This window comes from Burkholderia sp. NRF60-BP8 (assembly GCF_001522585.2).
GTDB lineage: Bacteria > Pseudomonadota > Gammaproteobacteria > Burkholderiales > Burkholderiaceae > Burkholderia.
In genome coordinates this window covers 1,210,552-1,237,264 of the sequence record NZ_CP013372.1, presented here as the reverse complement: position 1 = coordinate 1,237,264, position 26,713 = coordinate 1,210,552, and the positions used below count along the sequence as shown (strand labels likewise).

The 26,713-nt window shown below is 66.9% G+C and carries 21 protein-coding genes; 5 read left to right on the top strand and 16 right to left on the bottom strand.

From position 1 onward, the window contains the following. Positions 1–13 precede the first annotated feature (13 nt). From WS54_RS05665 to WS54_RS05645, 5 genes are all read right to left on the bottom strand, one after another. Positions 14–406, bottom strand: coding sequence for a 5-carboxymethyl-2-hydroxymuconate Delta-isomerase (locus WS54_RS05665; protein ID WP_034204955.1), 393 nt, complete (start codon positions 404–406; stop codon positions 14–16). 44 nt (positions 407–450) lie between these two features. Next, the gene (gene hpaD, locus WS54_RS05660) at positions 451–1,299 is read right to left on the bottom strand and encodes a 3,4-dihydroxyphenylacetate 2,3-dioxygenase (RefSeq protein WP_034204956.1); all 849 of its coding nucleotides are present in this window, start codon (positions 1,297–1,299) and stop codon (positions 451–453) included. A gap of 165 nt (positions 1,300–1,464) precedes the next feature. Further along, entirely contained in the window at positions 1,465–2,928 is a 1,464-nt protein-coding gene (gene hpaE, locus WS54_RS05655; protein WP_059783680.1) for a 5-carboxymethyl-2-hydroxymuconate semialdehyde dehydrogenase, read from the bottom strand. A gap of 22 nt (positions 2,929–2,950) precedes the next feature. Beyond that, entirely contained in the window at positions 2,951–3,715 is a 765-nt protein-coding gene (locus WS54_RS05650; protein WP_034204958.1) for a fumarylacetoacetate hydrolase family protein, read from the bottom strand. Beyond that, positions 3,712–4,401, bottom strand: coding sequence for a fumarylacetoacetate hydrolase family protein (locus WS54_RS05645; protein ID WP_059783682.1), 690 nt, complete (start codon positions 4,399–4,401; stop codon positions 3,712–3,714). The genes WS54_RS05650 and WS54_RS05645 overlap by 4 nt, the downstream gene beginning before the upstream one ends. Positions 4,402–4,553: 152 nt before the next feature. Here WS54_RS05645 and hpaR point away from each other — a divergent pair, with 152 nt between their 5' ends. After that, complete coding sequence (gene hpaR, locus WS54_RS05640) at positions 4,554–4,994, top strand: homoprotocatechuate degradation operon regulator HpaR (protein WP_059783684.1); 441 nt, start codon at positions 4,554–4,556, stop codon at positions 4,992–4,994. Between the two features lie 55 nt (positions 4,995–5,049). On the opposite strand, the gene WS54_RS05635 is transcribed toward hpaR, so the two are convergent. Further along, a complete protein-coding gene (locus WS54_RS05635; RefSeq protein WP_059783686.1) occupies positions 5,050–6,261 on the bottom strand; it encodes an SDR family oxidoreductase in 1,212 nt (403 codons plus the stop codon). 650 nt (positions 6,262–6,911) lie between these two features. Between WS54_RS05635 and WS54_RS05630 the strand changes: the two genes are divergently transcribed. Both WS54_RS05630 and WS54_RS05625 read left to right on the top strand, forming a co-directional pair. Then, positions 6,912–7,259: a DUF3564 family protein gene (locus WS54_RS05630; RefSeq protein ID WP_034204962.1), complete on the top strand. Its 348-nt coding sequence runs from the start codon at positions 6,912–6,914 to the stop codon at positions 7,257–7,259. Positions 7,260–7,680: 421 nt separating this feature from the next. After that, positions 7,681–9,576 (top strand): peptidoglycan D,D-transpeptidase FtsI family protein, encoded by a 1,896-nt coding sequence (locus WS54_RS05625; protein WP_034204963.1) that lies wholly within the window; start codon positions 7,681–7,683, stop codon positions 9,574–9,576. 218 nt (positions 9,577–9,794) lie between these two features. Here WS54_RS05625 and WS54_RS33535 read toward each other — a convergent pair whose 3' ends face one another. From WS54_RS33535 to WS54_RS05585, 6 genes are all read right to left on the bottom strand, one after another. After that, on the bottom strand, positions 9,795–10,880 hold the full coding sequence (locus WS54_RS33535) for a fimbrial protein (protein ID WP_159086633.1): 1,086 nt from the start codon (positions 10,878–10,880) through the stop codon (positions 9,795–9,797). 582 nt (positions 10,881–11,462) lie between these two features. Beyond that, entirely contained in the window at positions 11,463–13,178 is a 1,716-nt protein-coding gene (locus WS54_RS05615) for a cation:proton antiporter domain-containing protein (protein WP_059783688.1), read from the bottom strand. Positions 13,179–13,377: 199 nt separating this feature from the next. Then, positions 13,378–14,805, bottom strand: a complete 1,428-nt coding sequence (locus WS54_RS05610) for a c-type cytochrome (protein WP_059783689.1) — start codon at positions 14,803–14,805, stop codon at positions 13,378–13,380. After that, positions 14,802–16,580, bottom strand: a complete 1,779-nt coding sequence (locus WS54_RS05605) for a GMC family oxidoreductase (protein ID WP_059783691.1) — start codon at positions 16,578–16,580, stop codon at positions 14,802–14,804. The genes WS54_RS05610 and WS54_RS05605 overlap by 4 nt, the downstream gene beginning before the upstream one ends. After that, positions 16,580–17,320: a gluconate 2-dehydrogenase subunit 3 family protein gene (locus WS54_RS05600; protein ID WP_059785038.1), complete on the bottom strand. Its 741-nt coding sequence runs from the start codon at positions 17,318–17,320 to the stop codon at positions 16,580–16,582. Before WS54_RS05600 ends, WS54_RS05605 begins: the two co-directional genes overlap by 1 nt. Positions 17,321–18,138: 818 nt before the next feature. Next, positions 18,139–18,555 (bottom strand): DUF3995 domain-containing protein, encoded by a 417-nt coding sequence (locus WS54_RS05585; RefSeq protein ID WP_034206199.1) that lies wholly within the window; start codon positions 18,553–18,555, stop codon positions 18,139–18,141. 292 nt (positions 18,556–18,847) lie between these two features. Here WS54_RS05585 and ald point away from each other — a divergent pair, with 292 nt between their 5' ends. Continuing rightward, on the top strand, positions 18,848–19,963 hold the full coding sequence (gene ald / locus WS54_RS05580) for an alanine dehydrogenase (RefSeq protein WP_059783695.1): 1,116 nt from the start codon (positions 18,848–18,850) through the stop codon (positions 19,961–19,963). 45 nt (positions 19,964–20,008) lie between these two features. Here the strand turns inward: ald and polX are convergent, their stop codons facing one another. The 4 genes from polX to WS54_RS05560 form a co-directional block, all read right to left on the bottom strand. Then, positions 20,009–21,784, bottom strand: coding sequence for a DNA polymerase/3'-5' exonuclease PolX (gene polX, locus WS54_RS05575; protein ID WP_059783697.1), 1,776 nt, complete (start codon positions 21,782–21,784; stop codon positions 20,009–20,011). 151 nt (positions 21,785–21,935) lie between these two features. Further along, complete coding sequence (locus WS54_RS05570; protein ID WP_059783698.1) at positions 21,936–22,328, bottom strand: TraR/DksA family transcriptional regulator; 393 nt, start codon at positions 22,326–22,328, stop codon at positions 21,936–21,938. Positions 22,329–22,711: 383 nt separating this feature from the next. Beyond that, the gene (locus WS54_RS05565; RefSeq protein WP_230624784.1) at positions 22,712–24,097 is read right to left on the bottom strand and encodes an undecaprenyl-phosphate glucose phosphotransferase; all 1,386 of its coding nucleotides are present in this window, start codon (positions 24,095–24,097) and stop codon (positions 22,712–22,714) included. A 32-nt stretch (positions 24,098–24,129) separates the two neighbouring features. Continuing rightward, positions 24,130–24,912, bottom strand: coding sequence for a Crp/Fnr family transcriptional regulator (locus WS54_RS05560; RefSeq protein ID WP_034204971.1), 783 nt, complete (start codon positions 24,910–24,912; stop codon positions 24,130–24,132). A 918-nt stretch (positions 24,913–25,830) separates the two neighbouring features. Between WS54_RS05560 and WS54_RS05555 the strand changes: the two genes are divergently transcribed. Then, on the top strand, positions 25,831–26,613 hold the full coding sequence (locus WS54_RS05555) for a Crp/Fnr family transcriptional regulator (protein ID WP_034204972.1): 783 nt from the start codon (positions 25,831–25,833) through the stop codon (positions 26,611–26,613). The last annotated feature ends 100 nt before the right edge of the window (positions 26,614–26,713 follow it).

The following is a 26,713-nucleotide window of genomic DNA, read 5'->3' as shown; positions in this document are numbered from 1 at the left end:
TCGGGAATGGCGTTCAGCCGGCCCGCTTGTAGCGGGCGTGAATGTTGTTGTGCTTGTACGAGCCGCTTTCGCTGAACTCGGTCAGTTCCATCGACAGCGCAAGGTAGCGTGTCGCGTACAACTCGGCGAAATGCACCTTGATCGCGTCGAACAGCGCGTCGCACGCGGCCTTTTTCTGCGCGTCGGTGCGGCCCGAACCGATCTTCAGCGTCACGTGGACGAACGCGTCGTCCTCCGTGCCGTCGGCGACGCAGTAGTCGCGCAGCTCGATCGCGCGCGAACGGATGCCGCCGGTCGGGAACACGCCGCCCTGGGCGATCAGCGTCGCGTTGATCGTGTGCAGCAGCACGGGAATGCGTGCGTCGTCGCGGATGTTCGCGGTGTATTCGACGACGATGTGTGGCATGGCAGGTCTCCGGTCGGATTCGAATGCGGGGCGGGCGGCAACGCTCAGGGCAGCGGGAAGATCGCGTTGATCTGCCCGGTGCCCGAGCTCGCGAAATAGTCGGTGACGATCTCGACGGGCCGGTCGTAACGATCCCAGCCGAGCAGCCCGAGCAGCATCGCCGTGTCGTGCATGCCGCCTTCGCCGTGGCAATGCACGTTGTACTCCGGCAGCATCGCGCAGAAGGTCTTGAAATCGCCCTGTTTCCACAGCTCGACCACGCGCAGGTCGACCTGCCGGAAGAATTCGCGGCTGATCTCGTGGATCGATTCCTCGGGGCTGCCGTTGTCGTTGAAGCGGTGCGACAGCGAGCCGCTCGCGAGGAACGCGACGTTCGAATCGCTCTTCTCGATCGCTTCGAGCAGCGCCTCGCCGAAGCGCCGGCTTTCGTCGAGCGTGTGCCACATGCACCAGCCGGCGATCGACACGACCTTGAAGTGCTGGTCGCCGTTCATGTAGCGCATCGGCACGAGCGTGCCGTATTCGAGCTCGAGGCTGTCGATCTCGTGCGCCCGCGTCGCGACGCCGCGCGCGGTGGCCGTTTCCGCGATCAGCCGGCCGAGCGCCGGGTTGCCCGGATACGCGTACTGCATGTCGCGGATGAAGTGCGGCAGCTCGTTGCTCGTATAGGTTCCGGCGAACCGCGCATTGCAATTCACGTGATAGCCCGCGTTGACGAGCCAGTGCACGTCCGACACGACGATCGTGTCGACGCCGAGCGCGCGGCAGCGCTCGCCGATCAGCTGATGGCCGCGGATCGCCGCATCACGGCAGCCGTGATGCCGGCCGGGCAATTCCGACAGGTACATCGACGGCACGTGCGTGATCTTCGCGGCGAGGGACAATTTGCCCATCGTTCAAGTCTCCCTGTCGACCGGAGTTAGCGCTTTAGCGGTTACTCCGGTCCCATGCTTCGCGGTCGACCGGAGTTAGCGCTTTAGTGCTTACTCTGGCCCCATGCTTGGCCGGCGTGCCGGCCAAGGAATCGTTCGTTCTTGCGGCAACACGACCCGCTCCCGTTACACGCCCCAGCGAGGAATGTGATGCGAACCCATCGAGATGCACACGTTCTTGATCTCCGCGAACACCTCGAAGCTGTACTCGCCGCCTTCGCGCCCGGTGCCCGATTCCTTCACGCCGCCGAACGGCTGGCGCAGGTCGCGCACGTTCTGGCTGTTCACGAACACCATCCCGGCCTCGATTCCCCGGGCGAGCCGATGCACCTTGCCGACGTCCTGCGTCCAGATGTACGACGCGAGGCCGTACGCCGTGTCGTTCGCGAGCCGCAGCCCTTCTTCCTCGTTCTCGAACGGGATGATGCACGCGACCGGCCCGAAGATCTCTTCCTGCGCGATGCGCATCCGGTTGTCGACGTCGGCGAATACGGTCGGCCGCACGAAGTTGCCGTTGCGCAAACGATCGGGCAACCCGGCCGGCTTGTCCGCGCCGCCCGCCACCACGCGCGCGCCCTCCTGCTCGCCGATGCGGATGTAGCCCGTCACCTTCTCCCAGTGCTGGCGCGTGATCATCGCGCCGAGATGCGTGCCCGGATCGGCCGGATCGCCGACCACCAGGTTGTTCGCGCGGCGCGCGAATTCCTGCACGAAGCGGTCGTAGATCGTGCGCTGCACGAAGATCCGCGAGCCGGCCGTACAGCGTTCGCCGTTGATCGAGAAGATCGTGAACAACGACGCGTCGAGCGCGCGGTCGAAATCGGCGTCGTCGAAGATCAGCACCGGCGACTTGCCGCCGAGCTCCATCGAGTACTTCTTCAGGCCCGCGCGTTCCATGATCCGCTTGCCCGTGACCGTGCCGCCCGTGAACGACACCGCGCGCACGTCCGGATGCCGCACGAGCGCATCGCCGGCCGTCGCGCCGTAACCCTGCACGACGTTCAGCACGCCGGGCGGGATGCCGGCTTCGAGCGCGAGCCGGCCGAGCTGGTCGGCCGTCAGCGGCGACAGCTCCGACATCTTCAGCACGGCCGTATTGCCGAGCGCGAGACACGGCGCCGTCTTCCACGTGGCCGTCATGAACGGCACGTTCCACGGCGACACCAAGGCGCACACGCCGACCGGCTGGTACAGCGTGTAGTTCAGCATCTGGTCGTCGACCGGATAGGTGCGGCCGTTCATCTGCACGCACACTTCCGCGAAGAAGTTGAAATTCTCGGACGCGCGCGGAATCAGCTGCTTGCTCGTCTGCGCGATCGGCAGGCCGGTGTCCTGCGTCTCCAGCGCCGCGAGCATCGGCACGTTCCGCTCGATCAGCTCGCCGAGCTTGCGCATCAGCTTCGCGCGCTCCTTCGCCGGCGTGTTCGCCCATTTCGGGAACGCTTCCTTCGCCGCGCGCACGGCCGCGTCGACCTCGGCCTCGCCGCCCGACGCGACGTCGGTGATGACGTCGCCCGTCGCCGGGTTCAGCGTCGTGAAGGTCTCGCGGCTCTCCACTTCGCGGCCGTCGATCCAGTGCTTGATGGTCATGTGCTCTCCTTGGGCGACGGGCTCAGCCGGCGCGATAGTAGTCTGCCTCGGCGACGATCGTGTTCACGAGCCGGCCGATCCCTTCGATTTCGGTCACGACCTCGTCGCCCGGCTGCGTGTCCGCCAGCCCCTCGGGCGTGCCGGTCAGGATCAGGTCGCCCGGCGCGAGCGTCATGAAGCTGCTGATGTGCTCGATCAGCGCCGGCACGTCGAAGACCATGTCGCGGGTGCTGCCGCGCTGCGTCTGCCGGCCGTTCACCGTCGTGCGCAGCGTCAGGTCGCCCGCGTCGCCGATCTCGTCGCGGCTGACGAACCACGGCCCGAGCGGCGTGCAGGTGTCGCGGTTCTTCACGCGCAGGTTCGGACGGTAGTAGTTCTCGAGATAGTCGCGGATCGCGTAGTCGTTCGCGACCGTATAGCCGGCCACGTAGTCGATGGCCTGCGCGCGGCTCACGCGGCGCGCGGGCCGGCCGATCACGACGGCCAGCTCGCACTCGTAGTGCATGTGCGTGGCGTCCGCCGGGCGCACCGTGCGCGACCGGTGGCCGACGAACGTGTTCGGCCCTTTCAGGAAGATCAGCGGTTCGCTCGGCGCATTGAAGGCGAGTTCCTTCGCATGGTCGGCGTAGTTCAGGCCGAGCGCGAACGTCGTACGCGGCGCGACGGGCGGCAGCCATGCCACCGCGTCCTCCGCCAGCACGCGCCCCGTATCGAGGCGGATCGCGCCGTCGCCGGCCGGTTCGGCTGCATGCAGTGCGCCGTTATAGATCACACGCGCCGTCTTCATCGTGCTTCCTCCGCAATCAACGTATGCCGCAACGCGCCGATGCCGGCCGCGGCGATCTCGATCGTGCTGCCCGCGCGGGCGCGCGGTGCGCCGCCCGCGACGCCGAGCAGCAGCACGTCGCCCGCGTCGAACGACATGAAGGCCGTCACGTCGGCGATCAGCTCGCGCACCGGGCGAATCAGCGTCGCGGTCGATGCGGACGCGGCCACCTCGCCGTCGATCCGCACCGTCAGGCCGATCTCGTCGACGTCGGCAAGCGCGGCGGCCGGCACGATCGCCGGGCCGAGCGGGCAAAAGCCGTCACGGCACCTGAAACGCACGGCCGGACGGTAGTAATCGGGATGCGGCACCGACACGTCGCTCGCGAGCGTGAAACCGTGCACGTAGTCGAGCGCCTGCGCGGCCGCCACGCGGGTCGCGCGCCGGGCGAACACGACGGCCACCGAGGCACCGATCTCGAGCGCGTCGACGCCGGCCGGCACGACGACGGCGGCACCGTCGGCCACATGCGTGTTGGCGGATTTGATGTACAGGATCGGCGCCTGCGGCGGGCGGCCGTAAGGCGGGGCGTTCACCGCATCGCCGAGCGCGGCGAGCGCCGCGCGCTCGTTGAGCAGCGCGCCGTAGACGGTACCGATGGCGACCGGCAACGGCGGCGCCGCGGCGGTCGTGCAAGACAGCTCCATGCGTCATTCCCCTGCCGCGCGTCGCGGCGCATCGTCAATAGTTAATATCTTAAGTAAACAATCGGGTGCTGGCAACCTCGATTACCCTGATACGCGAAATTCATCAGCTTCGGCTGTTAAGATTGATGCGTCCCCGTCCTCTGCTCACGCTGATGAACCGTACGCTCGACCATCGCAACCTGGCCATGCTGCTGCTCGAGGCCCGCGAAACGCTGATGGGCCTGTTTCGCCCCATTCTCAAGGAATTCTCGCTGACCGAACAGCAATGGCGGATCATCCGCGTGCTCGACGGCGAACCGGCGCAGGCGCTCGAAGCCGGGCAGATCGCGAAACGCTGCTGCATCCTGAGCCCGAGCCTGACCGGCGTGCTGGAACGGATGGAGCGCGACGGTCTGATCACGCGCACGCGCGCGCAGGAGGATCAGCGCCGGCTGCTGGTCAGCCTGACGCCGCAAAGCAGGAAACTGGTGACGGAAATCGGTCCGCGCATCGACGAGCAATATCGCCAGCTCGAATCGCGATTCGGCGAGGACGGCCTCGACGATATCTACCGCGCGCTCGACCGGCTCATCGAGCTCGGCAGCCACGCGTAAAGACGGCGCCCGCGCCCGCCACGTGCGGCAACGGGCGCCGATGCGACGCGGGCGGTCAGTGGATCGCGCCGCGCATCAGCTCGGTCACGGCCACCCCGCGCGACGTGCGCATGCATTCCTCGACGTAATCGATGAACGGCAACGGCTCGAAATCGATCTCGTCGCGCACGCGACGATTGTCGAACACGCGATCGACCGTCGCGAATTCCCCGCAACGCTGCAACGCCCGGCCGATCACGCGCTCGAGTGCCGGATCGCGGCGCCCGAGCACGTCGCGCACGACGAGCGGCAGGTCGGCCGGCGCGCATGCCGCGTAGCGCGGCGCCCCGGTCATCCCCGCCGCCTCGTCCATCGCACGCACGATCTGCGCGACCTGCGGCGCCTCGTCGCCGGCCGACACGTGATAGACGTCGTGCGCGAGCGTCGGCTTGACGGCCAGCAGCATCGTCGCGCGCGCCACGTCGTCCACCGATACGATGTCGATGCGCGTCATCGGCCGCGCGGTGAAGCGGCGCGCCGCATGCGCGAGCCGGAACATCCAGAACGAATTCGGCGCGGGCCGCGTACCGAGCACCGTGTGGCCTACCACGTGCGACGGCCGCACGACGACGAGCGGCAGCCCGAGCGCACGCAGGCGCTGTTCCGTCTCCGCCTTCGCGTGCAGGTAGCCGGCCGCGAGCACCGCGCCCGGCAGGCCTTCGTCGCCCGGCGCGGCATCGTTCCCCGCGTCGCGTTCCGCCTCTTCCTGCACGATCCCGCCACGGCCGGCGTGCGCGTAGGCCGTGCCGACGTAGACGAAACGCTGCAGGTGCGGCGAGCGCGCAAAGCGTTCGGCGAAGCACACCGCATCGGCGATGTCGGCCCGCAGGTGCGCGCCGTCGGCCGGCGACGCATGGCCCGCGCAGTGAATCACGTGCGTCGCGCCGGCCAGGCGCGGCGCATCGGCGCCGTGCCACACGTCGGCGAGCGCGCCGACGATCACGTTCGCATCGGTCAGGCGCGACGCCCAGTACGGCGCGAGCCCCGCGCGCAGCGCGGCTTCACGCAGCCGCGCGACCGCGTGGCCGCGATCCTGCGCGCGCACGACGCAGACGATGCGTTCGAGCAGCCCTGCATTGACGAGCGCCGTCAGCACGGTACTGCCGATGAAGCCGGTCGCGCCGGTCAGCACCAGCCGTCCGACGTTCGCCGCCGCGACCGGTGCGCTGGCCGGCGACACGAGGCTCGTCCGCCAGTTCAGCGACAACGCGGTTTTCCAGATCAGCACGATAGTCTCCTTCGAAGAATCGGCCAGGCGGCGCGGCGCCCGCGATTGCGGGCGCAGCACGGCTCACTGGCCGCGCCGGGGCTGACGCGCGCCCCGGCGGCTCCCGATCGGGCTTGCGGCCAGCGATCGCGTCGATCGCGCTCTGGCACGAGGCGGCGGCAGCCGGCGCGGACGGGCGTTCGTCGCGCAGGATCGGGAAGCGTCCAGTGTGGGGCCGGACCGCATGCAAGTCTGTCCCGAAAGTTTCGTGAAAGTGTGCCGATTTGTACGCGATTGTCCGAGTGTGTCGTGCCGGCACCGCGTCGAAACGACGACCGGTTCGGTCCGGCCGCATTCGACCGGTGCCGGATCGTATCGCTCGCCACCGGTTTCGACGGCGGCCGGCGCGCGACGGATCGACGCGGCCGGCGCCCCTGTCATCCCATGTCCGGACCGCCGCGCGTCCCCGCCCGGACACCGTCGTCGCCGGTATCGCCCGCCTGTGCTGACGCCTCGGGAACGACCATGAATCGTCAGACGTCGTTTCATCCGAAATCGAAATAGACTCGATGCGGATTTATTGCGGATTATCACTTGCGTTTCACACCAGTCTATCTAGACTGTTCAAGTCCAAACCGTCGAATGCGTCATTTTTTTCAGGAGACGATGCAATGCGCCTCACCATTCGGATTAATGGCAGCGAATCGGCAACCCGGCAATCGTTCGCGGTATTGTGGGTCGATACCGACGAAGGGCTGTGGTCGCGCGAGGCACATCAGGGCATCGACCTTCCGACCTGGGGCAAGGTCCGCGACGTGGAAGGCGCGATGGCGCTCTGCGCAGCCGACGGCAGCCATGCCGTCTGTCAGCTGAAGGGGCTGTCGTTCGATGCGACGCGGCGCGAACAGGGCCCCGCGGTGCTCGCCGGCGAGCATCCCGACGGCGCGTGGCGTCTGCAGGCCGTCGATACCTGCACGACCCCGCCGGAATACCGGGAATTTATTTCCGTTGCCCGATAGGTATTATTGACATCAATCGTCTGCGGTTTTCGGGTTTATTCCGGTAACAGTGATATTTATTTCGATATTCAGCATGAATGGCGCCTCGGCTGGAGGCGCTTTTCATTTTCGGAATTAAAGAAATAACCGACGCGCGGGCAATTGATCGCGCGCCGGAACGGTCGCCATCGAGGCTCGCCCGAGATCGTGCACCCGGATCGGCATGCGGTGGATCGTCCGTGTTCCATCACCCGCACCCGGCGCGCAATCCTGCGTCGGCGTCCCCCCTCCTCCTCCTCTTCCTCTCGCTTTCTCAAGCAGCGCGCCACTCGCCTTTTTGCGGGGCCGGAACACACTTTCCCCACACGATGTTTACTCATTTATTACAATCGCATTATTCAGACTGACCAGCCGCCGTCCGGCGGCCCGACCCGGCCATTGCATGAGCGTGAAAAAGAAGACCCATCCTGCCGATCCGTACGCGGCGGCGACCAAGAATCCAATGCTCGCGTCGCGCCTGCCGATGTGGCGCTCGCGGCTGATCGTGGTCGTCGTGTTTCTCGCGTTCGCGGCGCTGATTGCGCGCGCTTTCTGGGTGCAGGTCGCGAACCAGGATTTTTACGTCGGCCAGGGCCAGAAGCGCTATCAGCGCACGATCGAGCTCGACGCGATGCGCGGGCCCATCGTCGACCGCAACGGCGCGATGCTCGCGGTCAGCCTGGCGACCTATGAAATCTGGGCGAACCCGAAACAGGTCGCCGACACCGATTACCCGCAGATCGCGAAGCTGCTCGACATGCCGCTCGTCGAGGTGAAGCGGCGTCTCGGCAACGACAAGACGTTCGTGCTGCTCAAGCGGCAGGTCGACGCGGACACCGCCAGCCGGCTCGACAAGCTCGCGATCGACGGCATCACGCAGATCGCCGATTCGAAGCGCTTCTACCCGGAAGGCGAATCGGCTGCGCACGTGGTCGGGTTCACGAACGTCGAGGACTCGGGCCAGGAAGGTGTCGAGCTCGCGGCGAACGCGCGCCTGCAGGGCACGTCGGGCCAGCGCGAGGTGATCCGCGACCGGCTCGGCCGCATCGTGTCGGACACGCGCCCGCTCGTCCCCGCACAGCACGGCGCGACGATCGAGCTGACGATCGACCGCCGCATCCAGCAGCTCGCGTTCAGCCAACTCAAGGCGGCCGTGATCGAGAACAACGCGGTGGCCGGCAGCGTCGTCGTGCTCGACGCGCAAAACGGCGAGATCCTCGCGCTGGCGAACTACCCGACCTTCGACCCGAACGACCGCGCGCGCCTCACCGGCCAGCAATTGCGCAACCGCGCGGTGATCGACACGTTCGAGCCCGGCTCGACGATCAAGCCGCTCGTCGTCGCGCTGTCGATCGACGAGCGCAAGGTCACGCCGAACACGATCATCAACACGTCGCCGGGCACCTACAAGATCGGGCCGGCCGTGATCCACGACACGTCGAACCACGGGTCGCTCACCGTCGCGCAGGCGCTGCAGAAGTCCAGCAACGTCGCGCTAGCGAAGCTGGCGCTGAACCTGCCCGCCGAAACGATCTGGAACAAATACCAAGAGTACGGGATCGGCCGCGCGCCGGAACTGACGTTCCCGGGCGTCGCGTCGGGCCGGCTGCGCGGCTACAAGCGCTGGCGGCCGATCGAGCAGGCGACGATGGCGTACGGCTACGGGCTGTCGATGTCGCTGCTGCAGATCGCGCAGACTTACACCGCGTATGCGGGCGACGGCACGCTGCACCCGGTGTCGCTGCTGAAGAACGGCACCGATCAGCAGACGATCGACGCGCATCGCGGCCATCGCGTGACCTCGCCGCAAACGGCCGCCGCCATCCGCTCGATGCTCGAGATGGCGGTGGGTGAAGGCGGCACGGGGCGCCGCGCGCGCGTCGACGGCTACCGGATCGGCGGCAAGACAGGTACCGCGCGCAAGCAGGTCGGCGCGACCTATGCGAAGGGCAAGTACCGCGCGCTGTTCGCCGGGATGGCGCCGATGAGCGATCCGCGCCTGATCGTCGCGGTGATGATCGACGAGCCGCGCGGCAAGGGCTACTACGGCGGCACGGTCGCCGGCCCGGTGTTCGCGTCGGTCACGAGCGGCTCGCTGCAGTTGCTCGGCGTGCCGCCCGATGCGCCGGTCGAAGCGGAGAAGCCCCAGCCGGACAAGGCGATCACGCCACCGAAGAAGGTCGCGGCATCAACGGCGGTTGCTCAACCGAAGACAGCTTCCGCTCGGAAAGCCGCCGTGCCGGTGGAAACGGCCGCGCAGTCGGACACGACCGTACCGACGAAGGTGCCCGCAAGCTGAGCCGGTCGCCGGCAGCATTGCCGGTCTGCAATCGCATCATGAGGCAGAAACCGATGCTCGCTGCGCTCTATTGATTCGAGAACGAACCGAAGGTCACCACCGTTCGGTCGCGGCCACGCAGCACGCGCGTCGCCTCGTGCGGTAGCGCGTCGCCTCATGCGTTAAACGCGCCCGTGCGTCTTCGCTGTCGCGCACGGCCCCGACGTGACCCGACGTGATTATTGATAGCTCAACGTGAACGTCGCCGCGCCTTTGACCGTCCCCGGCGTGACGCGCCCGGTCGACACATATTGCGCGGACAGCGGAATGCTGGAGGTCGAGCTCGACGGTCCAACCAGCCATTGATTCGGATTGCCCGGGTCGGCCGAATCGGGGCCGAACCCGACCGGATTGCCATTTCTCAGGATGCGCAGCTTGACGTCCGACGCAGTCGAACCGGGAACCAGCGACAGGTTGGTCGAGGTATTCGACGGGTCGGTCAAATCGGTCAGCGTCACATACACATTCGAGCCGGATTGGCAGGACAGCCCGATATTGAAACCCGTGTCGCCGGCCGTGGCGCCCGCCTGATTCAGCTTGCCTGCGGATACGGGCGGCAACGTCACATTGACATTCGGCGTGGTGACCGTACAACTATTCGGGGTGACAACCAAACTTCCCCCGGACTTGAAGAACTTGAAATCCACTGTTATCGCTCGCGCCGCCTTGCCTCTGTTTCTCACCTCGATACCCACCGCCGCATTGGGATTCCGAATTTTTGCGAAATTATAGATATTGTCGTTGAGCTTGATCATTTCGATTTTCAATCTCAACACCTTGGAAAGCGGCTCAGCATTCGTATGGGACGGCGCCCATTCCTGCAGGCTATGATGAACCGCCATTACCCGCCCCGTATCGAGGTTCGTCACACGAAAACCGAAGGTTTCGAACTCCCGATAATTTTGAAGCGTGGTCAATTTACCCACATTCGGATAGTTCGTCGTCAGCCACGACTGTCCGGGGAATATGAACCAGTAATCATAGCCCGGCGGAGAGTTCGGATTAGCTGGACAGGCGTAAGGGAACTCTGCCGTCACCGTCGCAATGACCGCTCCGTTCGGTGTGCCGGGCGCGACGCGGATCGATGCGGGGAAATTGATGTCAACATAATGGTGTATCCCCGGGCCCTCGCTCGGGGGCACCGACTGACACTTCATGACCGTTTGCCCCTGCACTGGCAACGCCACGGTCAGCAACAGCCCGCTCAATACCACGGACGCCGCCCGGCAAGCCGTTTTCAAAAGATTTCTGCTGATTTGAATCATTATCTCGTTTCGTTCGTTGTCGATGTGTCGGCAGCGTTTTTCGAGCCACGACGCGTTCGGGCATGCCCATCGTTTCAATGACGTGCGTCGCCTTGCGCGCCGCAGCCGGATACATCCGCTCCAGATGCATCCGGGTGTATCCGCGCCGCTGCGCGTCGACCGCCTGTGCGCAGCATGAAAAACGGCATCCGAAATTGTGCGAGAGCAGAAAACGAGAGGACAGTGGACAATCTTCAAACTCGATTTCAAACCAATCGGACTTGTACTAATTATTCTTTTTGTACTCGGGCTTTCCGAGACACGGTGCGAGAAATGCCACAAAACGGCTGATGATTCGGCTCGATGGGTCTCTGGACCAGGGAATCGCACGACATGGACGATTCTCGCGCTGCCGGCGACCGAGCGCCGACGTCGCCGCGCTGCGATCACTGGGGCCGCGGCGTCATTTCGGACGATGGCTTGCTTACCGGCTATCACGTGCCCGCGCATGCACCGACGCACGATACGTCCCGTTGAACGACGGGGCGGCCGGCATCGAAGCCGCCGCCCCGCGCGCCGAGCGCGGCCCCACGCCGCGCAACGTCAGTGCGACGCTGCCGCCGGCCTCGTCATCCTGCCGAGCACATGCGCCGTCATCGCGCGCGCGAGTTCCGACTCGCCCATGAACACGGTGCCGACGCCCTCGCTCGACAGCAGCGCGGCCTCGTCGCCGCTGTTCGTGCACAGCACGACCTCCAGCGTCGGATTGAGCGTGCGCGATATCTCGACGATCTGCCGCACGTCGAACACGTCGGGCAGCGTCACGACCAGCATCCCGGCGCGGGCGATATGCGCCTGCACGAGCACGATCGGCTCGATCGCGTCGCCCGACACGGCCGCGATGCCGTCCGCGCGCAGCTTCTCGACGAGCTCGCGATTCTGCTCGACGACGACATACGCGATGCCGCGCTCGTCCAGCGCATGCGCGATCCGCGTGCCGACCTTGCCGTAGCCGACGATCACGACCTGCCCGGTCAGATGCGTCTGCGGCGTCGACATCGGCAGTGCGGCGAGCGGATCGTCGCGCGCCTCGAGCTTGCGCGCGAACGCCGAATGCTTGCGGATCCACGCGAGCGCCGGATCGATCAGCGCGAACAGCAGCGTGTTCATCGCGATCGAGATCAGCGCGACCGCGAGAATCAGGCTCTGCCCCTCGGCCGACAACAGCCCGAGCGCGCGGCCGAGACCTGCGAGGATGAACGAGAATTCGCCGATCTGTGCGAGGCCGGCGCCCACGGTCAGTGCCGTGTTCAGCGGATAGCGGAATGCGATCACCAGCGCGACGGCCGCGAGCGTCTTGCCGATCAGCACGATGGCCGCGACCTCGATCACGTGCAGCGGCTCGTCGAGCAGCACCTTCGGGTCGAACAGCATGCCGACCGAGATGAAGAACAGCACCGAGAACGCGTCGCGCAGCGGCAGCGTCTCATCGGCCGCGCGCCGGCTGAATTCCGACTCGCGCATCATCATCCCGGCGAAGAACGCGCCGAGCGCGAACGACACGTCGAACAGCTTCGCCGCGCCGAACGCGATGCCGACCGCGGCCGCGATCATGCACAGCGTGAACAGCTCACGCGACCCGGTGCGCGCGACGAGCCAAAGAATGCGCGGGAACACGCGCTTGCCGACCACCAGCATCAGCGCAATGAACGCCGCGACTTTCAGCATCGTGACGCCGAGCGTGCCCCACACGCTGCCGCCCGCCGCATGCGCGTCGCCGGGCGGCGTGCCGCCGAGCAGCCCCGCCACCGGCGGCAGCAACACCAGCACGAGCACCATCACGAGATCCTCGACGACCAGCCAGCCCACCGCGATGCGCCCGTTGACCGTCTCGACGAGCCCGCGCCCTTCGAGCGCGCGCAACAGCACGACGGTACTCGCGACCGACAGCGCGAGCCCGAACACGAGCGCCGCACCGAGGCTCCAGCCCCAGGTAAGCGCGAGCCCGCCGCCGAGCAGCGTCGCGACGGTGATCTGCACGATGGCGCCCGGCAGCGCGATCTTGCGCACCGCGAGGAGATCGCCGAGCGAAAAATGCAGACCGACGCCGAACATCAGCAGCATCACGCCGACTTCGGCGAGCTGCTGCGCGAGCGACAAGTCGCCGACGAAACCGGGCGTGCCGGGGCCGATCACGATCCCGGCGAGCAGATAGCCGACGAGCGGCGGCATTTTCAGCAGCGACGCGAGATAACCGAAGATCATCGCGAGACCGAAACCGGCCGCGAGCAACGCAATCAGGCTGACGTCATGAGGCATCCCCCCTCCCAAGCTCTTGTAACGAATTAGTAAGGTTCAAGAGTGAAAGGATACGGGATGAGGCGGAAAAATGGCGCGCCGCCGCGAAAATTTCAACGCGGCGGCGCGTATTGGCGGGGTGCAACCCCTGCGCAGGCGAAATGCGTCGCAAGCCCGGCCGCAGGTTGCGCGGGCCGGGCCGCCGGCGGGCCGGCGCCCGTCAGCGCGACGCTTGCGGGAACCGCGCGCCCGGCGGCGGCTCGGGCCGTGTCGACGGCACGCTCTTGCGCACCTTCGCGACCTGCGCGGCGGTCACCGGCGCGCCCGTGTTGCCCCAGCTCGTGCGCACGAAGTTCGACACGTCCGCGACTTCCTGGTCCGACAGGCGCCAGCCGAACGGCGGCATCGTGAAGGTCGACGGCGCGGTGCGCGTCCCCTGCAGCGCGCTGCCTTCCAGCACGACGTGGATCAGCGAGGTCGGATCGTCGCCCTGCACGACCGGGTTGCCGGCGAGCGCCGGGAACACGCGCGTATAGCCGTGGCCGTCGCTGCGATGGCAGGCCATGCAGTTGTCGCGATAGACGGCCGCGCCCGGCTTGCTCGCATCGCCGGTCTGCAGCGCCTTCGCGGCGGCCGCGTCGTACACGTGCGGCTGCTCGCCCTGCACACGCGGCGGCAAGGTTTTCAGGTAGCGCGCGATCGCGTTCAGGTCGTCGTCGGTCATGTGCTGCATGCTGTGGCCGACCACGTCCGTCATCCCGCCGAACGCGGCCGTGCGCAGCGTGCGGCCGGTCTTCAGGAACTGCACGATCTCGGCTTCGTTCCACGTGCCGAGGCCCGTGCGCGGCTCGCCGCGCAGGCTCGTCGGCACCCAGCCGTCGATCGCCGCGCCGCCGGCCAGGAAGTCGGGGCCGTCCGCGTCGGTCAGCCCGCGCTCCTGCATCGTCGGCGCGCGCGGCGTATGACACGCGCCGCAGTGGCCGAGCCCCTGCACCAGATACGCGCCGCGCGCGACCACCGGGTCGGTGTACGGCGCCGCGTCGAACGGCTTCGGCGACGGCGCGAACATCTTGCGCCAGATGCCGAGCGGCCAGCGCATCGACAGCGGCCACACGATGTCGACCGCGCGGTTCTCGTGCTCGACGGGCGCGACGCCGTGCATGAAGTACGCGTACAGCGCCTTCATGTCGTCGTCGGTCAGCCGCGAATACGACGGGAACGGCATGGCCGGATACATCGTGTCGCCGTTCTTGCGCACGCCTTCGCGCACCGCGCGGGTGAAGTCCTCGTAGGTCCAGCCGCCGAGGCCCGTCTTCGGGTCCGGCGTGATGTTCGTCGAGTAGATGCCGCCGATCGGCGTGTCGAACTTCAGCCCGCCCGCGAACGGCTTGCCGCCGCTCGCGGTGTGGCAGGCGATGCAGTCGCCGGCGCGGGCAAGATATTCGCCGCGCTTGACGAGGGCCGCGTCGGCGGACAGCGCCGCCGGTGCGGCCGCCGGGCCCGAAGCCGCGGCCGGCGCGGACGCCGGCTGTGCGAACGCTGCGCCGCCCGACAGACCGAATGCCGCCCATGCCGTGCCGATCGCCAGCGCGCGCCGCAGCGGGGAAACCGAACGCGCGGCGTTGTGGTGGTTCATCGTCCTCTTCATGCGGTCACCAGCGGAGCGGGATTTTTCAGGTACTGCTCGCGGATCGTGCGTGCCGACCAGTAGGCCAGCGCCGCGATGATCCCGGTCGGGTTGTAGCCGATGCCCTGCGGCAGCGCGGACGCGCCCATCACGAACACGTTGTGCACGTCCCAGCACTGCAGATAGCGGTTCAGCACGCTCGTCTTCGGGTCGGTGCCCATGATCGCGCCGCCGACGAGGTGGGTCGTCTGGTACTGGCGCGAGTCGAAGTGCTTGCCGAACTCGCGCGTCGACACGCCGATCGCCTTCGGCCCCATCGCCTCCGCGATCTTCTTCATCTGCCCGGTCACGTACTGCGCCATCCTGATGTCGTTGTCCTTCCAGTCGAACGTCATCCGCAACAGCGGCTGGCCGTACGAATCGCGATAGGTCGGATCGAGATCGAGATACACGTCGCGGTACGACATGTTGGTGCCGTGCGCATCCATCGAGATCGTGTGCGCGTAGTTGTCCTTGACCGCCTTCTTCCACGCCGAGCCCCACTGCGGCGTGCCGGGCGGCGTCGCGATGCCGCTGATCGGCTTCACGCCGGCCTGGTTCACCCACAGCGGCGAGCCGCCGACGAAGCCTAGCGGGCCGTGATCGAAGTTGTCCGCGTTGAAGTCGTCCACCGCGACGCCGTTGCCGCCCGCGCCGATGAACGGATTCGTGTAGGTGTCCTTGTCGAAGAACGCCTTGATCGTCGACAGGTTCTGGTACGCGAAATTGCGGCCCACGACGCCTTCGCCCGACACCGGGTCGTACGGCTTGCCGATGCCCGACAGCAGCAGCAGGTGCACGTTGTGATACTGGAACGCGGCCACGATCACGAGATCGGCCGGCTGGTGCACTTCACGCCCGGCCGGATCGACGTAGGTCACGCCGGTCGCGCGCTTCTTCGTGTCGTCGAGGTCGACGCGCAGCACGTGGCACTTCGAGCGCAGCTCGAAGTTCGGCGCCTGCTTCAGCGCCGGCAGGATGTTCAGGTTCGGCGACGCCTTCGAGTACATGTAGCATGCGTAGCCGCTGCAGTAGCCGCAGAAGTTGCACGGGCCCATCTGCACGCCGTACGGGTTCGTGTACGGCCCCGACGTGTTCGCCGACGGCAGCCGGTACGGATGCAGGCCGAGCGAGTGCGCCGCATCGAAGAAGCGCTGCGCCGAATACGTATTGAGCTGCGCGGGCAGCGGGAAGTTGTCGCTGCGGTTCGCCTCGAACACGTTGCCGTCGCCGACCACCTTGCCGCCGACCTTGTACGCCTGCCCCGACGTGCCGAACACCTTCTCGGCGAAATCGAAATGCGGCTCGAGCTCGTCGTACGTGACGCCCGTATCCTGGATCGTCATTCCTTCGGGGATGAACTTCTTGCCGTAGCGCTCTTCGTAGTGGCTGCGCAGGCGCAGCTCTTCCGGCGCGATCCGGAAGTGCACGCCCGACCAGTGCAGCCCCGCGCCGCCGACGCCTTCGCCCGGCAGGAACGCGGCGAGCTGCCGGTACGGCAGCGCGGTGTCCTGCAGGCCATGGCGGATCGACACGGTCGTCTTCGACAGGTCGAGAAACAGCTTCTTGCGGATGTTGTAGGTCAGCTCGTCGATCGTGTTCGGGTACGCGCCGTCCGGATAGGTGTCGCGGTATTCGCCGCGCTCGAGCGCGACGACGTTCAGGCCCGCTTCGGTCAGTTCCTTCGCGAGAATCGCGCCGGTCCAGCCGAAGCCGACGATCACCGCATCGACGTGCGGCTTCTTATCTGCGGCCATCAGCTGCGCTCCCCGTTGATCGAGACGGGGCCGTACGGATAGGGCTTGCCGCTCTGGTTGACGAAATCCATGAAGTCCGCGCGTGCGCCCGGGAAACCGATCATCTTCCACGCGGCCATGTCGCGATTGCCGCCATGCACCGGATCGCAGAAGTAGCCTTCGCGCGTGTTCTGCAGCAACTGGCCGAGGAACACGCCGGGCGGGACGTCGTCGATCTGCGCGCTGCCCTTCTCCAGCGCGCCGAGCACCGTGTCGCGCGTCGGCGCGTCGAGATCCGCGAACGCCTTGCCGTGCGCCTTCTCGCAATAGCGGTTGACGGCCGCGATGCCGAGCCGGTAGATGTCGCGCGGCACCAGCTTCAACTGGTAGCCGAGCTCGGGCACGCCCTGCTGGAACGGCCCCTGCATGTACCACGTCGCGCCGTGCGCATACGGCGTCTCCATCTGGCGATCGATGAATTCGGGCACGCCCGCTTCGAGTGCGCCGGGGCCTTCGGCGTCGGCAGGAATCAGCCGGTCGACGGCGGCCTGGACGAACGCCCATTCCTTCGCATCGAAAAAGGTCGGCTTGTACGGCGCGCGTTCGGCGCCGGCCGACGCGGTGGACGCGTTGCCGGCCGTCGTCGCGGACGACGACGACGAGCGCAGGTCGCAGCCGGCGACCGACGCGATCGGCACGAGCGCGACCGAGGTGCGCAGGAAACGGCGACGCGAATTGGGTTTGTCAGGTGGCGTGGACATGGTCGGATGTTGATCGTTGGGGATCGGGTTCGGACGCGCGCATTCCGCATGCCGCGTGCCCGGCAGGCAGCCGTGCCGCAGGCGGCCGGTCGCCGTGTTCTTTCGGGTGTTGCGCACAACCTCGATGCAGGCGTCCGGCGGCGCAGTCCGCGGCGGTGCCGTCATTGCAGCCGCACGTCGCCCGGGACTGGCGGCACTGCGCGGCCGGACCTCTTCGCGGGCCTATCGTCGGACAAATACCGACATCGGCCGGTATCTATCCGTCATCGCTCACGACCTTTGTTCAACTTAGACGTCGCGTCATCGGACAGCAAGCGCAACGTGCACGACCCTCTTTTCCGGCCGGGCGACGAGTGCGGCGAATTATATATGGAACCGGTTCCATTACTAGAGGGTTCGATGCAATTCAGTGCATCGAAATTAGCAACAATGGGAAGTTCGCAAGACCGAATGTGCAAGGATGGCTAGACGACGGATGCGTTCGCCGGTCGCGCAAACGAGCTGGACGCGAGGCGCCGGGGACGCCGGGGGACGCCGGGGGACGCCGGGGGACGCTGGGGACGCTGGGGACGCTGGGGACGCCGGGGACGCCGGGGACGCCGGGGACGCCGGGGATGTGACGGACGTGAGCGACGTGAGCGACGTGAGAGCCACGGGGGCCGCGTGTCGCTTCCCGGCGACGCCCGCTCGGATGGCGATGTCGAGTTGCACCGCGCTCCGGTAGCTTCCGCCTCTTATGCATAGCCACGATGCCGTGCCGGCCGAATACCTTACGCCGACCGATACGCACGCGGGTCGAATCGCGCGCGGCGCTTCCCTCACCACGGCCAGAACATCGACGCGATCGACAACGCCAGCGCCGCGCACAACGGCGAGTAATACAGCGTGTCCATCCGCGCGAAACGCGACCCGCGAATCCGCTTGAAGAAGCCGACGTAACGGAAATCGCCGACGGCCCGCACCGCGAAGATCAATGCGAGCGCAACGACCGCGAACGCGATCGTGCCGGGATACGCATTGCGCCCCAGCCAGCCGGCACGCGCGGCGACCACGCCTGCGCCGCACAGCAGTGCCGCCGCGACGGCGAGCGTGCCGACGACGGTCGGCCGCAACAGCGGTACGCCGTCGTGCTCCGGAATGGCCGCACGCTTGCCCATCCGCCCGCCGAACGCCCAGTAGACGTGCACGAGCGCGATGGCGCAAAGCGTCGGCACGCTGAAATACGCACTGGTCATGTCGGTCAAGGTCCTCGTCTCGTTGTCTCGTTGTTTTGCCGAAAGCATTCCCGCACGCGGCACGCATGACGATACCGAAACCCGGCCACGCGCGCATTGCGACGTCCGGTCGCAACGGCCGCAGCCGGTAGCCGCGCATGCTGCGTTGCAGTGCGCATGCGTCGTCGCGCGGGCCGGCCGCTTGACTTCCCTCCGTGCACAACTACCCTGTTATTCCAGTACTGCGGTCGGTACGCCGCCCCGCAAGCGGCTGCCCGCACGACGACGATAACGAAGGCCATGGAGGCGACTCATGCTGATCGGTGTGCCGAAAGAGATCAAGAACCACGAGTACCGCGTCGGCCTCACGCCGGCCGGCGCGCGCGAACTCGTGCGGCACGGCCATCGCGTGCTCGTGCAACGCGGCGCGGGCACGGCGATCGGCCTGCTCGACGACGACTACACGGCAGCGGGCGCATCGCTCAGCGACGGCGCGGACGACATCTTCGCGCGCGCCGACATGATCATCAAGGTCAAGGAGCCTCAGCCGGCCGAATGCGCGATGCTGCGGCGCGGCCAGATCCTCTATACGTACCTGCATCTCGCGCCCGATCCCGCTCAGGCCGCCGCGCTCGTGAAATCCGGCGCGGTCTGCATCGCGTACGAAACCGTGACCGGCCCGGGCGGCGGCCTGCCGTTGCTCGCACCGATGAGCGAAGTCGCCGGCCGCATGTCGATCCAGGTCGCGGCGACCCACCTCGAAAGCCCGCGCGGCGGCCGCGGGCTGCTGATGGCCGGCGTGCCCGGCGTGCCGGCCGCGCACGTCGTCGTGCTCGGCGCGGGCGTCGTGGGCACCGGCGCACTGCAGATGGCGGTGGGCCTGGGCGCGCGCGTCACCGTGCTCGACAACAACGTGAACCGGTTGCGCCAGCTCGATCTCGTGTTCGCCAACCGGATCGCGACCGTCTGCTCGAATGCGCAAACGGTCGACGAAGCCGTGCGCGAGGCCGACGTCGTGATCGGCGCCGTGCTGGTGCCGGGCGCGTCGGCGCCGCGGCTCGTCACGCGCGACATGATCGCGACGATGCGCAAGGGAGCGGTCGTCGTCGACGTCGCGATCGATCAGGGCGGATGCTTCGAGACCTCGCATGCGACCACGCACGCGGCGCCGACCTTCGTCGTCGACGGCGTGGTCCACTACTGCGTCGCGAACATGCCCGGCGCGGTCGCGCGCACGTCGACCTTCGCGCTGAACAATGCAACGCTCGGCCATGCGCTCGCGCTCGCCGACAAGGGCTGGAAGCAGGCGATGCTCGACGATCCGCATCTGCGCGCGGGCCTGAACGTGTGCGACGGGCACATCACGTACGAAGCGGTCGCACTCGCGCTCGGCCTGCCCTACGTGCCGGCGACCGGCGTGCTCGCTTGACCATGCCGGCATGAGTTGCATGCAACGCGGCCGGCCGCGTTGCGTTCACGCGCCCTTCGACCGGCCGCGCTTCGCGCCGCTGCCCGCGCTGCCCGCACCGCCCATCGTGCGCGCCAGCAGTGGCCGCAGTTGCGCGAGCGTGCGCGTGTTCAGCACATCCCGCCGCGTCAGCCAGCCGCGCCGCGCCTGATCGATGCCGAACGCGAGGTTGTCGAGTTCGTCGGCGCTGCATGCATCCGAATCGATCGCGACCGGCACGCCGGCCTTCGCGGCCTCGCGGCACCAGACGTCCGGCAGATCGAATCGCCGCGGCTGCGCATCGAGTTCGACGAAGCAGCCGCGCGCGGCGGCCCCCGCGAGCACGCGCGGCACATCGAGTGCGCAGGCGTCGCGTTCGCCGAGCACGCGGCCGGTCGGGTGCGCGAGAATCGTGAAATGCGGATGGTCCATCGCGCGCAGCATGCGATCGGTTTGCGCGCCGCGCGGCAGGTCGAAACCGTCGCGCACCGCGCCCACCACGAGATCGAGCCGGCCGAGCATCGCGTCGGGTACGTCGAGGCTGCCGTCCTCGCGAATGCCGGCTTCCACGCCCTTGAGCAACACGAAATCGTCGAACGTCGCGTTGACGCGATCGATCTCGTCGATCTGGCGCGCGAGCCAGTCGAAGCCGTCCCGGGCGCCATCGGGCGGAGCACGGTCGGTGACGGCCAGGTACGCGAGCCCGCGTGCACGCGCGGCGTCGGCCATCGCGCGCAGGCTGTCGCGGCCGGCCGATGCATCGGTATGCGCGTGCAGGTCGCCATGGAGATGCTTGCGCTCGACCAGCGCCGGCAGCGTGCCGGCACGCGACGCATCGATCTCGCCGCGATCCTCGCGCAATTCGGGCGGCACCTCGTGCAGCCCGATCGCCGCATAGACCGATGCCTCCGTCGCGCCGGCAATCCGCTCGTCGCCGCGAAACACGCCGTATTCGTTGATCTTCAGGCCGCCGGCCTGCGCGATCCTGCGCAGCGCGATGTTGTGCGCTTTCGATCCGGTGAAGTAGACGAGCGCCGCGCCGAACGCATCGGCATCGACGACGCGCAGGTCGACCTGCAACCCGCTGGCAAGCGTCACGCTCGACCGGGTCTTGCCGTGCGCGAGCACGCGCGCCACGTCGCCGTGGCCGACGAACGCTTCGGCGACCGCGGCCGGCTCGCGTGCGGTGACGAGGATGTCGAGATCGCCGACCGTCTCGCGACGGCGGCGGAAGCTGCCGGCCGGCACGGCCTTGCCGACGCCGGCCACCGCACGCAGGCGTTCGAGCAACGGCATCAGCGCTTGCGCGGCGTCGGGCAGCAGAAAGCGTTGCGGCTCGCGCTGCAGACGATCGTCGATCGCTTCGAGCAGATGCGCTTCGGTTTTCGCGCCGAAGCCCGGCAGCTCGCGCACATGCCCGCTCTTCGCTTCGGCGCGCAACTGTTCCAGCGAATCGACGTGCAGCGCGTCATGCAGCGCCTTCACGCGTTTCGCGCCGAGCCCGGGCACATCGAGCAGCTCGACGATCGCGCCCGGCAACGCATGACGCAAGGTCTGCTGCAGTTCGCAGGTGCCGGTCGCGGCGATCTCGCGCAGCTTCGCCGCCAGATCGGCCCCGATCGACGGAATCTTCCCGAGATCGTCGCCGTTCGCGATCATCGTCGGGATATCGCGGCCGTAGTCGGCGACCGTACGCGCGGCGTTGCGGTACGCACGCACGCGAAACGGGTTGGCGCCCTGGATCTCGAGCATGTCGGCGATCTCGGCGAACACGGCCGCGCACTCGGCATTGTGAATCGGCATGATCGGCGTGGCTCCCTTCCACGTGGATGTCGCGCCGCGCGCGTGCGCGACGGCGCTTGCCCGCCCGGCGCCGCATGTCGACGCCGCCGGGCGCCTGTTGGTCATCCTACGCCGGCCGCGCGTCGCGTGCAGCGCGGTTCAAGCCGCGACGTCAGAGCGACGCGCGCGGCGTCGTCGCGTAGCGTCGCTCGTACAGCGCCTGACAATGCGTGCAGCGCTCGGCGGTGGGACGCGCCAGCAGCCGCGCGTAACCGACCGAGCCATCGCAGTCGATGCATTCGCCGTAACTGCCGTCGCGCATCCGCTGCTGGGCGCGACCGATCGCGCGCAGCTCGGCCAGCTTCATGCCGATCAATGCATGATCGACGTCGACGAACAGGTCCGCGTTCGCCTCGTCGCCCTCGTCCGGCGCCGCGCCGGCCAGATCCGCATAGGATTCCGACGCGCGCTGGTCTTCGCTCGTGCGGATCTCCGCGCGCAGCGCCTGCTCGCTCTCGTTCAGCCGCTGCTTCAGCGTCTGCTTTTGTTGTGGGTCGAGCGACATGGCCGTCTCTCCTGTTCCGGGTTCCGCGCGAAAAAGAGCGGCGCGCGGTATCGCGCCGGTGCGCGGCACGCAGGCACGACTGCGCCGCCGCATCCGGATGGGCGGCCGGACGTGCGAAACGCCGGACGCATTCGACGCAGGATAAACCCATTGAACACGCGTGTGTTGACCGAAATCGGCTACCCGTCATGCAGCGGCAGCGGTGCGGAAACTGGGGACCGACGCGCAATCCCGGCTTCGCGGCCCACGCCGCTAAGTCCGCCGACGCAACCGCAGCGCAGCAATTTCCCGTGCGGCCACGGTGCGTCCTTCCACGCTCGCGAACCGGCATCACGCAGTCGATACGATCGCGCACGCGGCGCCGCGCCGATGATTCGGCCTCCTTAGAATGCGTTGCGCCCGACGAAGCCGCGCACCACCGTCATCAGGATGATCTTGATGTCGAACCAGAAGCTCCAGTTCTGCATGTAGAACAGATCGAACTTCACGCGCGCCTCCATCGCCTCGATCTTGCGCGTCTCGCCGCGATAGCCGTTCACCTGCGCCCATCCGGTGATACCGGGCCGCACGCGGTAGCGGTACATGTAGCAGTCGATCAGTTGCCGATACAGGTCGTCGTGCTCGATCGCGTGCGGACGCGGGCCGACCACCGACATCTGTCCGAACAGCACGTTGAAGAACTGCGGTAGCTCGTCGAGCGACGTGCGCCGCAGGAACGCACCGACGCGCGTGATGCGTGCATCGTTGCGCGACGCTTGCCTCACGACGCCGGGCTGGGCGCGATGCACGCGCATCGTCCGGAACTTCAGGATGTCGAACTCGCGGCCGTCGACGCCCTTGCGGCGCTGCCTGAACAGCACGGGCCCCGGCGACGACAGCTTGACCGCGATCGCCAGCAGCGCCAGCAGCGGCAGCAACGGAATCAGCACGCCGAACGCGAACAGCCGGTCGAACGCGAACTTCGCCCACAACTCCGGCGCGGAGCGCGGCGTGGTCGCGAGATTGATCGCCGGCATGCCCAACACGTCGGTCGCGGAGCGATCGACGATCGCCATCTGCCGCACGTCGGGCAACAGCCGCAACTCGACGAACTCGTCGCGCAACTCGCGCACGATGCGGTGGATCCGCCACTCGTGCGACATCGGCAGCGTGAGCCAGACCTCGTCGATGTCGCCGCCGCGAATCAGGTCGCGCAACGTGTTCCAGTCGTCGATCACCGGCACGCCGCCGATGCCGCCCGCGCCGGCCTGTGCATCGTCGTCGAATACGCATGCGGCCACGAACGGGCCGTTCGGCGCGAGCTGCATCCGCTCGATCGCCACGCGCCCGTATGCCGTTGCGCCGACGACGGCGACCCGGCGCTGCCGCGCAAGCGGGTCGCCGCGCGTCAGCGCGAGCGCCAGCAGCGCCGCTCGGCCGAGCAGCACCGCCGCGTCGCCGGCCAGCACCGTGCGCACGATCCAGCGGGTCGTCACCGTGCCGCCGCGATTCATGATCCACATCGTGCCCGCCACCGTCAGCACGCTCGCGCACACCACCGCCACCAGCGTGTGCGTCAGCACGTGCGCGCCGCCCTGCACCGCCACGCCGCCGGGCACCGTGCGCAGGTAGCGCGGCAGCAACGCCACCGTCAGCACGCACAGCAGCGCGATCGAACCGCGTTGCGCATCGGACAATTCATGCCATCCGAGACCCGACGCCGCCTGCGCGACGAGCGTCCCGGCCAGCACGAGCGCGCCGTCGGCCACTGCGATCGCAGTTCGTCGCATTGCATTCGTTCCACCGGACATCGACTGCATCGTCACGCACCGTGCGCGGGGAATCCGAAATGCGCGTCCGGCATGCGCGGGCGAACCGCCGCCGGCCTCGCATTTGCGCGCGTGCCGAGCAATCGGCGGTAGTCGGCACGAATCAGGTCGTAGCACTCGCACGCCTGATGTTCGAGACCGTGCCGGTCGAGCACCGTGATGCGGCCGCGGCGTTGCCGGATCAGCCCGGCTTCCTGCAGGTTCCCGGCCGCTTCCGTCACCCCCTCGCGCCGCACGCCGAGCATGTTCGCGATCGTCTGCTGCGTGACGGCCAGCTCGTCGCCGTCGATCCGGTCGTGCGCGAGCAGCAGCCAGCGGCTGAGTTGCTCGCTGACCGAGTGGTGCCGGTTGCACAGCGCACTGCGCGAGATCTGCGCCATCGTCGCCTGGCAAGTGTTGAGCAGCAGCCGGTAAGTCTGCGCCGATCGCTCGAATTCGGCGCGCATCACGCAACTCGGCACGCGATAGGCCATGCCGCCGATACGCACCTCGACCCGGCTCGACGCGGCGAGACCGCCGACCAGCGTCCCCAGCCCGACCACGCCCTCGCGGCCGACCACCGCCACTTCGACCATCGCACCGTCTTCCATCAGATGCTGCACCGACATCATCGCCGTCGTCGGAAAGTGCAGGTGGCGCATCGGCTCGCCGACCCGGTCGAGCATCCCGGCCTTGATCCTGACCAGTTCGAGATGCGGTGCGATGGCGCGGATGCTGTCCTCCGGGAGGGCAGCAAGGATGGCGTTCGCCGAATAGCTCGAGTGAAGATGAAGCATGTCTGTTTCCCTTTTATCGTCCGCGCCGCTTGCAGCGGCAGGCACGGAACTCGTTATCTCGATGCGCGCCCGGACATTGACAGCGGTTGCGGCCCACAACCCTGAATCCGACTGATCATCGGCTTGTCATCGCCGAATTGAGTCGACTGCCCCGTTTCGACACGCCAGCCCGAATAAGCGATTTACGTGCCAATAGCCGCCCGTCCTTAATATATGAATCACATCCGATTTAGAGCCGCCGAATAACCGCCCCCAAATCCCAAAAAACGTCTCATTTCCGGACACTCTCCCGCGCGACGGACACAGCGAGCATTCGACTGATCAATTCCCGCGGCTCCGGCCAGAACGGCCGCGCAGCGGCCACGAAGCTTATCGTTCAAATACTTACAGCCGATTTTCAATTGTCTTCGTGATGTGCAGCGCAGCATTTCGCGTCATCGCCGTACCGCACACGCTCGTTTCAAACTGTCTCAAATTTGAATCGATACACTAATTCACGGCTCTGTCCGCTACCGCACACATCTCCACAAGCCATTGATTCAAATGACAAATCATGCGGACCCCATTAATTTGTCAAATAATGTTCAATGCCTTCCGGCCACTTTCACTGTACGATTCGCCGTGTCGACCGATTGATTCCCGGTCGACATAGAATGACAAGCAAGCTCACGATTCCATTTCCGGATGATTAATTCCGGAAAATGAATCATTAAATCGACATAACGTTCTGGCTCAATTGCAATCGTCAAACTTTGTGAAATGACGGAATGCGGAATTGTTCGAATTCAATTGCGTGCTAGCCTTTTTCGCGAGTATCGTCATTCCGTTTTTGATCAACAAAAGTCCGCACGATCGTGCGAAATCCCGTTCCGGGGTTCGCCGAGACGACGCGCGACCGCCAACCTGCGAGGATGCGCCGTGACTCACCAGGCCGCCGACGCCGTCGCGTATGCGAACGGCGTGATCGAGCTTTCCCACAGCTTCGACGCCAACCGGTTTCTCGCGGCCATCGACCGCGACGAACTCGCCACGCTGACACCCCACCTGCAACTCGTTCACCTGAAATCCGGGCAGGTGCTATGCGAACCCGGCGAAATGCTCGCCGCGGTCTACCTGCCGGTCACGAACGCGATTTCGCTGCAGTACGTGTCGTCCGGCGGCATGACGCTGGAAGTCGCGGAGATCGGCAGCGAAAGCGTGGTCTGCGACGACGTGATCGGCGGCAGCGGCCGGATGCCCTGCCGCGCGGTCGCGTGCCGCGACGGTTTCGTCTATCGGCTCGACCGGCGCGTCTTCGCGGCCGCGTTCGATGCGTCGCCGGTGATCCGCCATCTCGTGTTCGTCGGCGTGCGGCTGCTGATGGCGCAGGTCTCGCAGATCACGTTCTGCAGCCGTCATCACGTGCTCAAACATCAGTTGTGCAGATGGTTCCTGCTCGCGTTCGACCGCACGCGCAGCATCGAGATCCAGGTGACGCACAGCATGCTCGCGCAAATGCTCGGCGTGCGGCGCGAAACCGTCACGGACGCCGCCGGCGAAATCCAGAAGCTCGGCCTGATCCGGCAATACCGCAGCTCGATCGAGCTCGCGGACCTCGACGGCCTCGAAAAAATGTCGTGCGGCTGCCGCGCGATCGTGCGCGACGAGATGAAGCGCATCCTGTCGGCCGACTCGGGCGTGCCGGCCGCGTCGCGCGCATGACCGGCGTGCCGGGCCGGGACGGCGCGTCGGCGCCGCCGGCGTGCCGGGTCAGCTGTTTGTAGGGTGGCGAACAGAACGCCGTGTCTGCCGATGGTCTACT

Excerpts from the sequence above, each read along its gene's own strand:
- WS54_RS05665 (WP_034204955.1), bottom strand. The coding sequence starts at position 406 with ATGCCACACATCGTCGTCGAATACACCGCGAACATCCGCGACGACGCA.
- hpaD (WP_034204956.1), bottom strand. The coding sequence starts at position 1,299 with ATGGGCAAATTGTCCCTCGCCGCGAAGATCACGCACGTGCCGTCGATG.
- hpaE (WP_059783680.1), bottom strand. The coding sequence starts at position 2,928 with ATGACCATCAAGCACTGGATCGACGGCCGCGAAGTGGAGAGCCGCGAG.
- WS54_RS05650 (WP_034204958.1), bottom strand. The coding sequence starts at position 3,715 with ATGAAGACGGCGCGTGTGATCTATAACGGCGCACTGCATGCAGCCGAA.
- WS54_RS05645 (WP_059783682.1), bottom strand. The coding sequence starts at position 4,401 with ATGGAGCTGTCTTGCACGACCGCCGCGGCGCCGCCGTTGCCGGTCGCC.
- hpaR (WP_059783684.1), top strand. The coding sequence starts at position 4,554 with ATGAACCGTACGCTCGACCATCGCAACCTGGCCATGCTGCTGCTCGAG.
- WS54_RS05630 (WP_034204962.1), top strand. The coding sequence starts at position 6,912 with ATGCGCCTCACCATTCGGATTAATGGCAGCGAATCGGCAACCCGGCAA.
- WS54_RS05625 (WP_034204963.1), top strand. The coding sequence starts at position 7,681 with ATGAGCGTGAAAAAGAAGACCCATCCTGCCGATCCGTACGCGGCGGCG.
- WS54_RS33535 (WP_159086633.1), bottom strand. The coding sequence starts at position 10,880 with ATGATTCAAATCAGCAGAAATCTTTTGAAAACGGCTTGCCGGGCGGCG.
- WS54_RS05615 (WP_059783688.1), bottom strand. The coding sequence starts at position 13,178 with ATGCCTCATGACGTCAGCCTGATTGCGTTGCTCGCGGCCGGTTTCGGT.
- WS54_RS05610 (WP_059783689.1), bottom strand. The coding sequence starts at position 14,805 with ATGAAGAGGACGATGAACCACCACAACGCCGCGCGTTCGGTTTCCCCG.
- WS54_RS05605 (WP_059783691.1), bottom strand. The coding sequence starts at position 16,580 with ATGGCCGCAGATAAGAAGCCGCACGTCGATGCGGTGATCGTCGGCTTC.
- WS54_RS05600 (WP_059785038.1), bottom strand. The coding sequence starts at position 17,320 with ATGTCCACGCCACCTGACAAACCCAATTCGCGTCGCCGTTTCCTGCGC.
- WS54_RS05585 (WP_034206199.1), bottom strand. The coding sequence starts at position 18,555 with ATGACCAGTGCGTATTTCAGCGTGCCGACGCTTTGCGCCATCGCGCTC.
- ald (WP_059783695.1), top strand. The coding sequence starts at position 18,848 with ATGCTGATCGGTGTGCCGAAAGAGATCAAGAACCACGAGTACCGCGTC.
- polX (WP_059783697.1), bottom strand. The coding sequence starts at position 21,784 with ATGCCGATTCACAATGCCGAGTGCGCGGCCGTGTTCGCCGAGATCGCC.
- WS54_RS05570 (WP_059783698.1), bottom strand. The coding sequence starts at position 22,328 with ATGTCGCTCGACCCACAACAAAAGCAGACGCTGAAGCAGCGGCTGAAC.
- WS54_RS05565 (WP_230624784.1), bottom strand. The coding sequence starts at position 24,097 with ATGCGACGAACTGCGATCGCAGTGGCCGACGGCGCGCTCGTGCTGGCC.
- WS54_RS05560 (WP_034204971.1), bottom strand. The coding sequence starts at position 24,912 with ATGCTTCATCTTCACTCGAGCTATTCGGCGAACGCCATCCTTGCTGCC.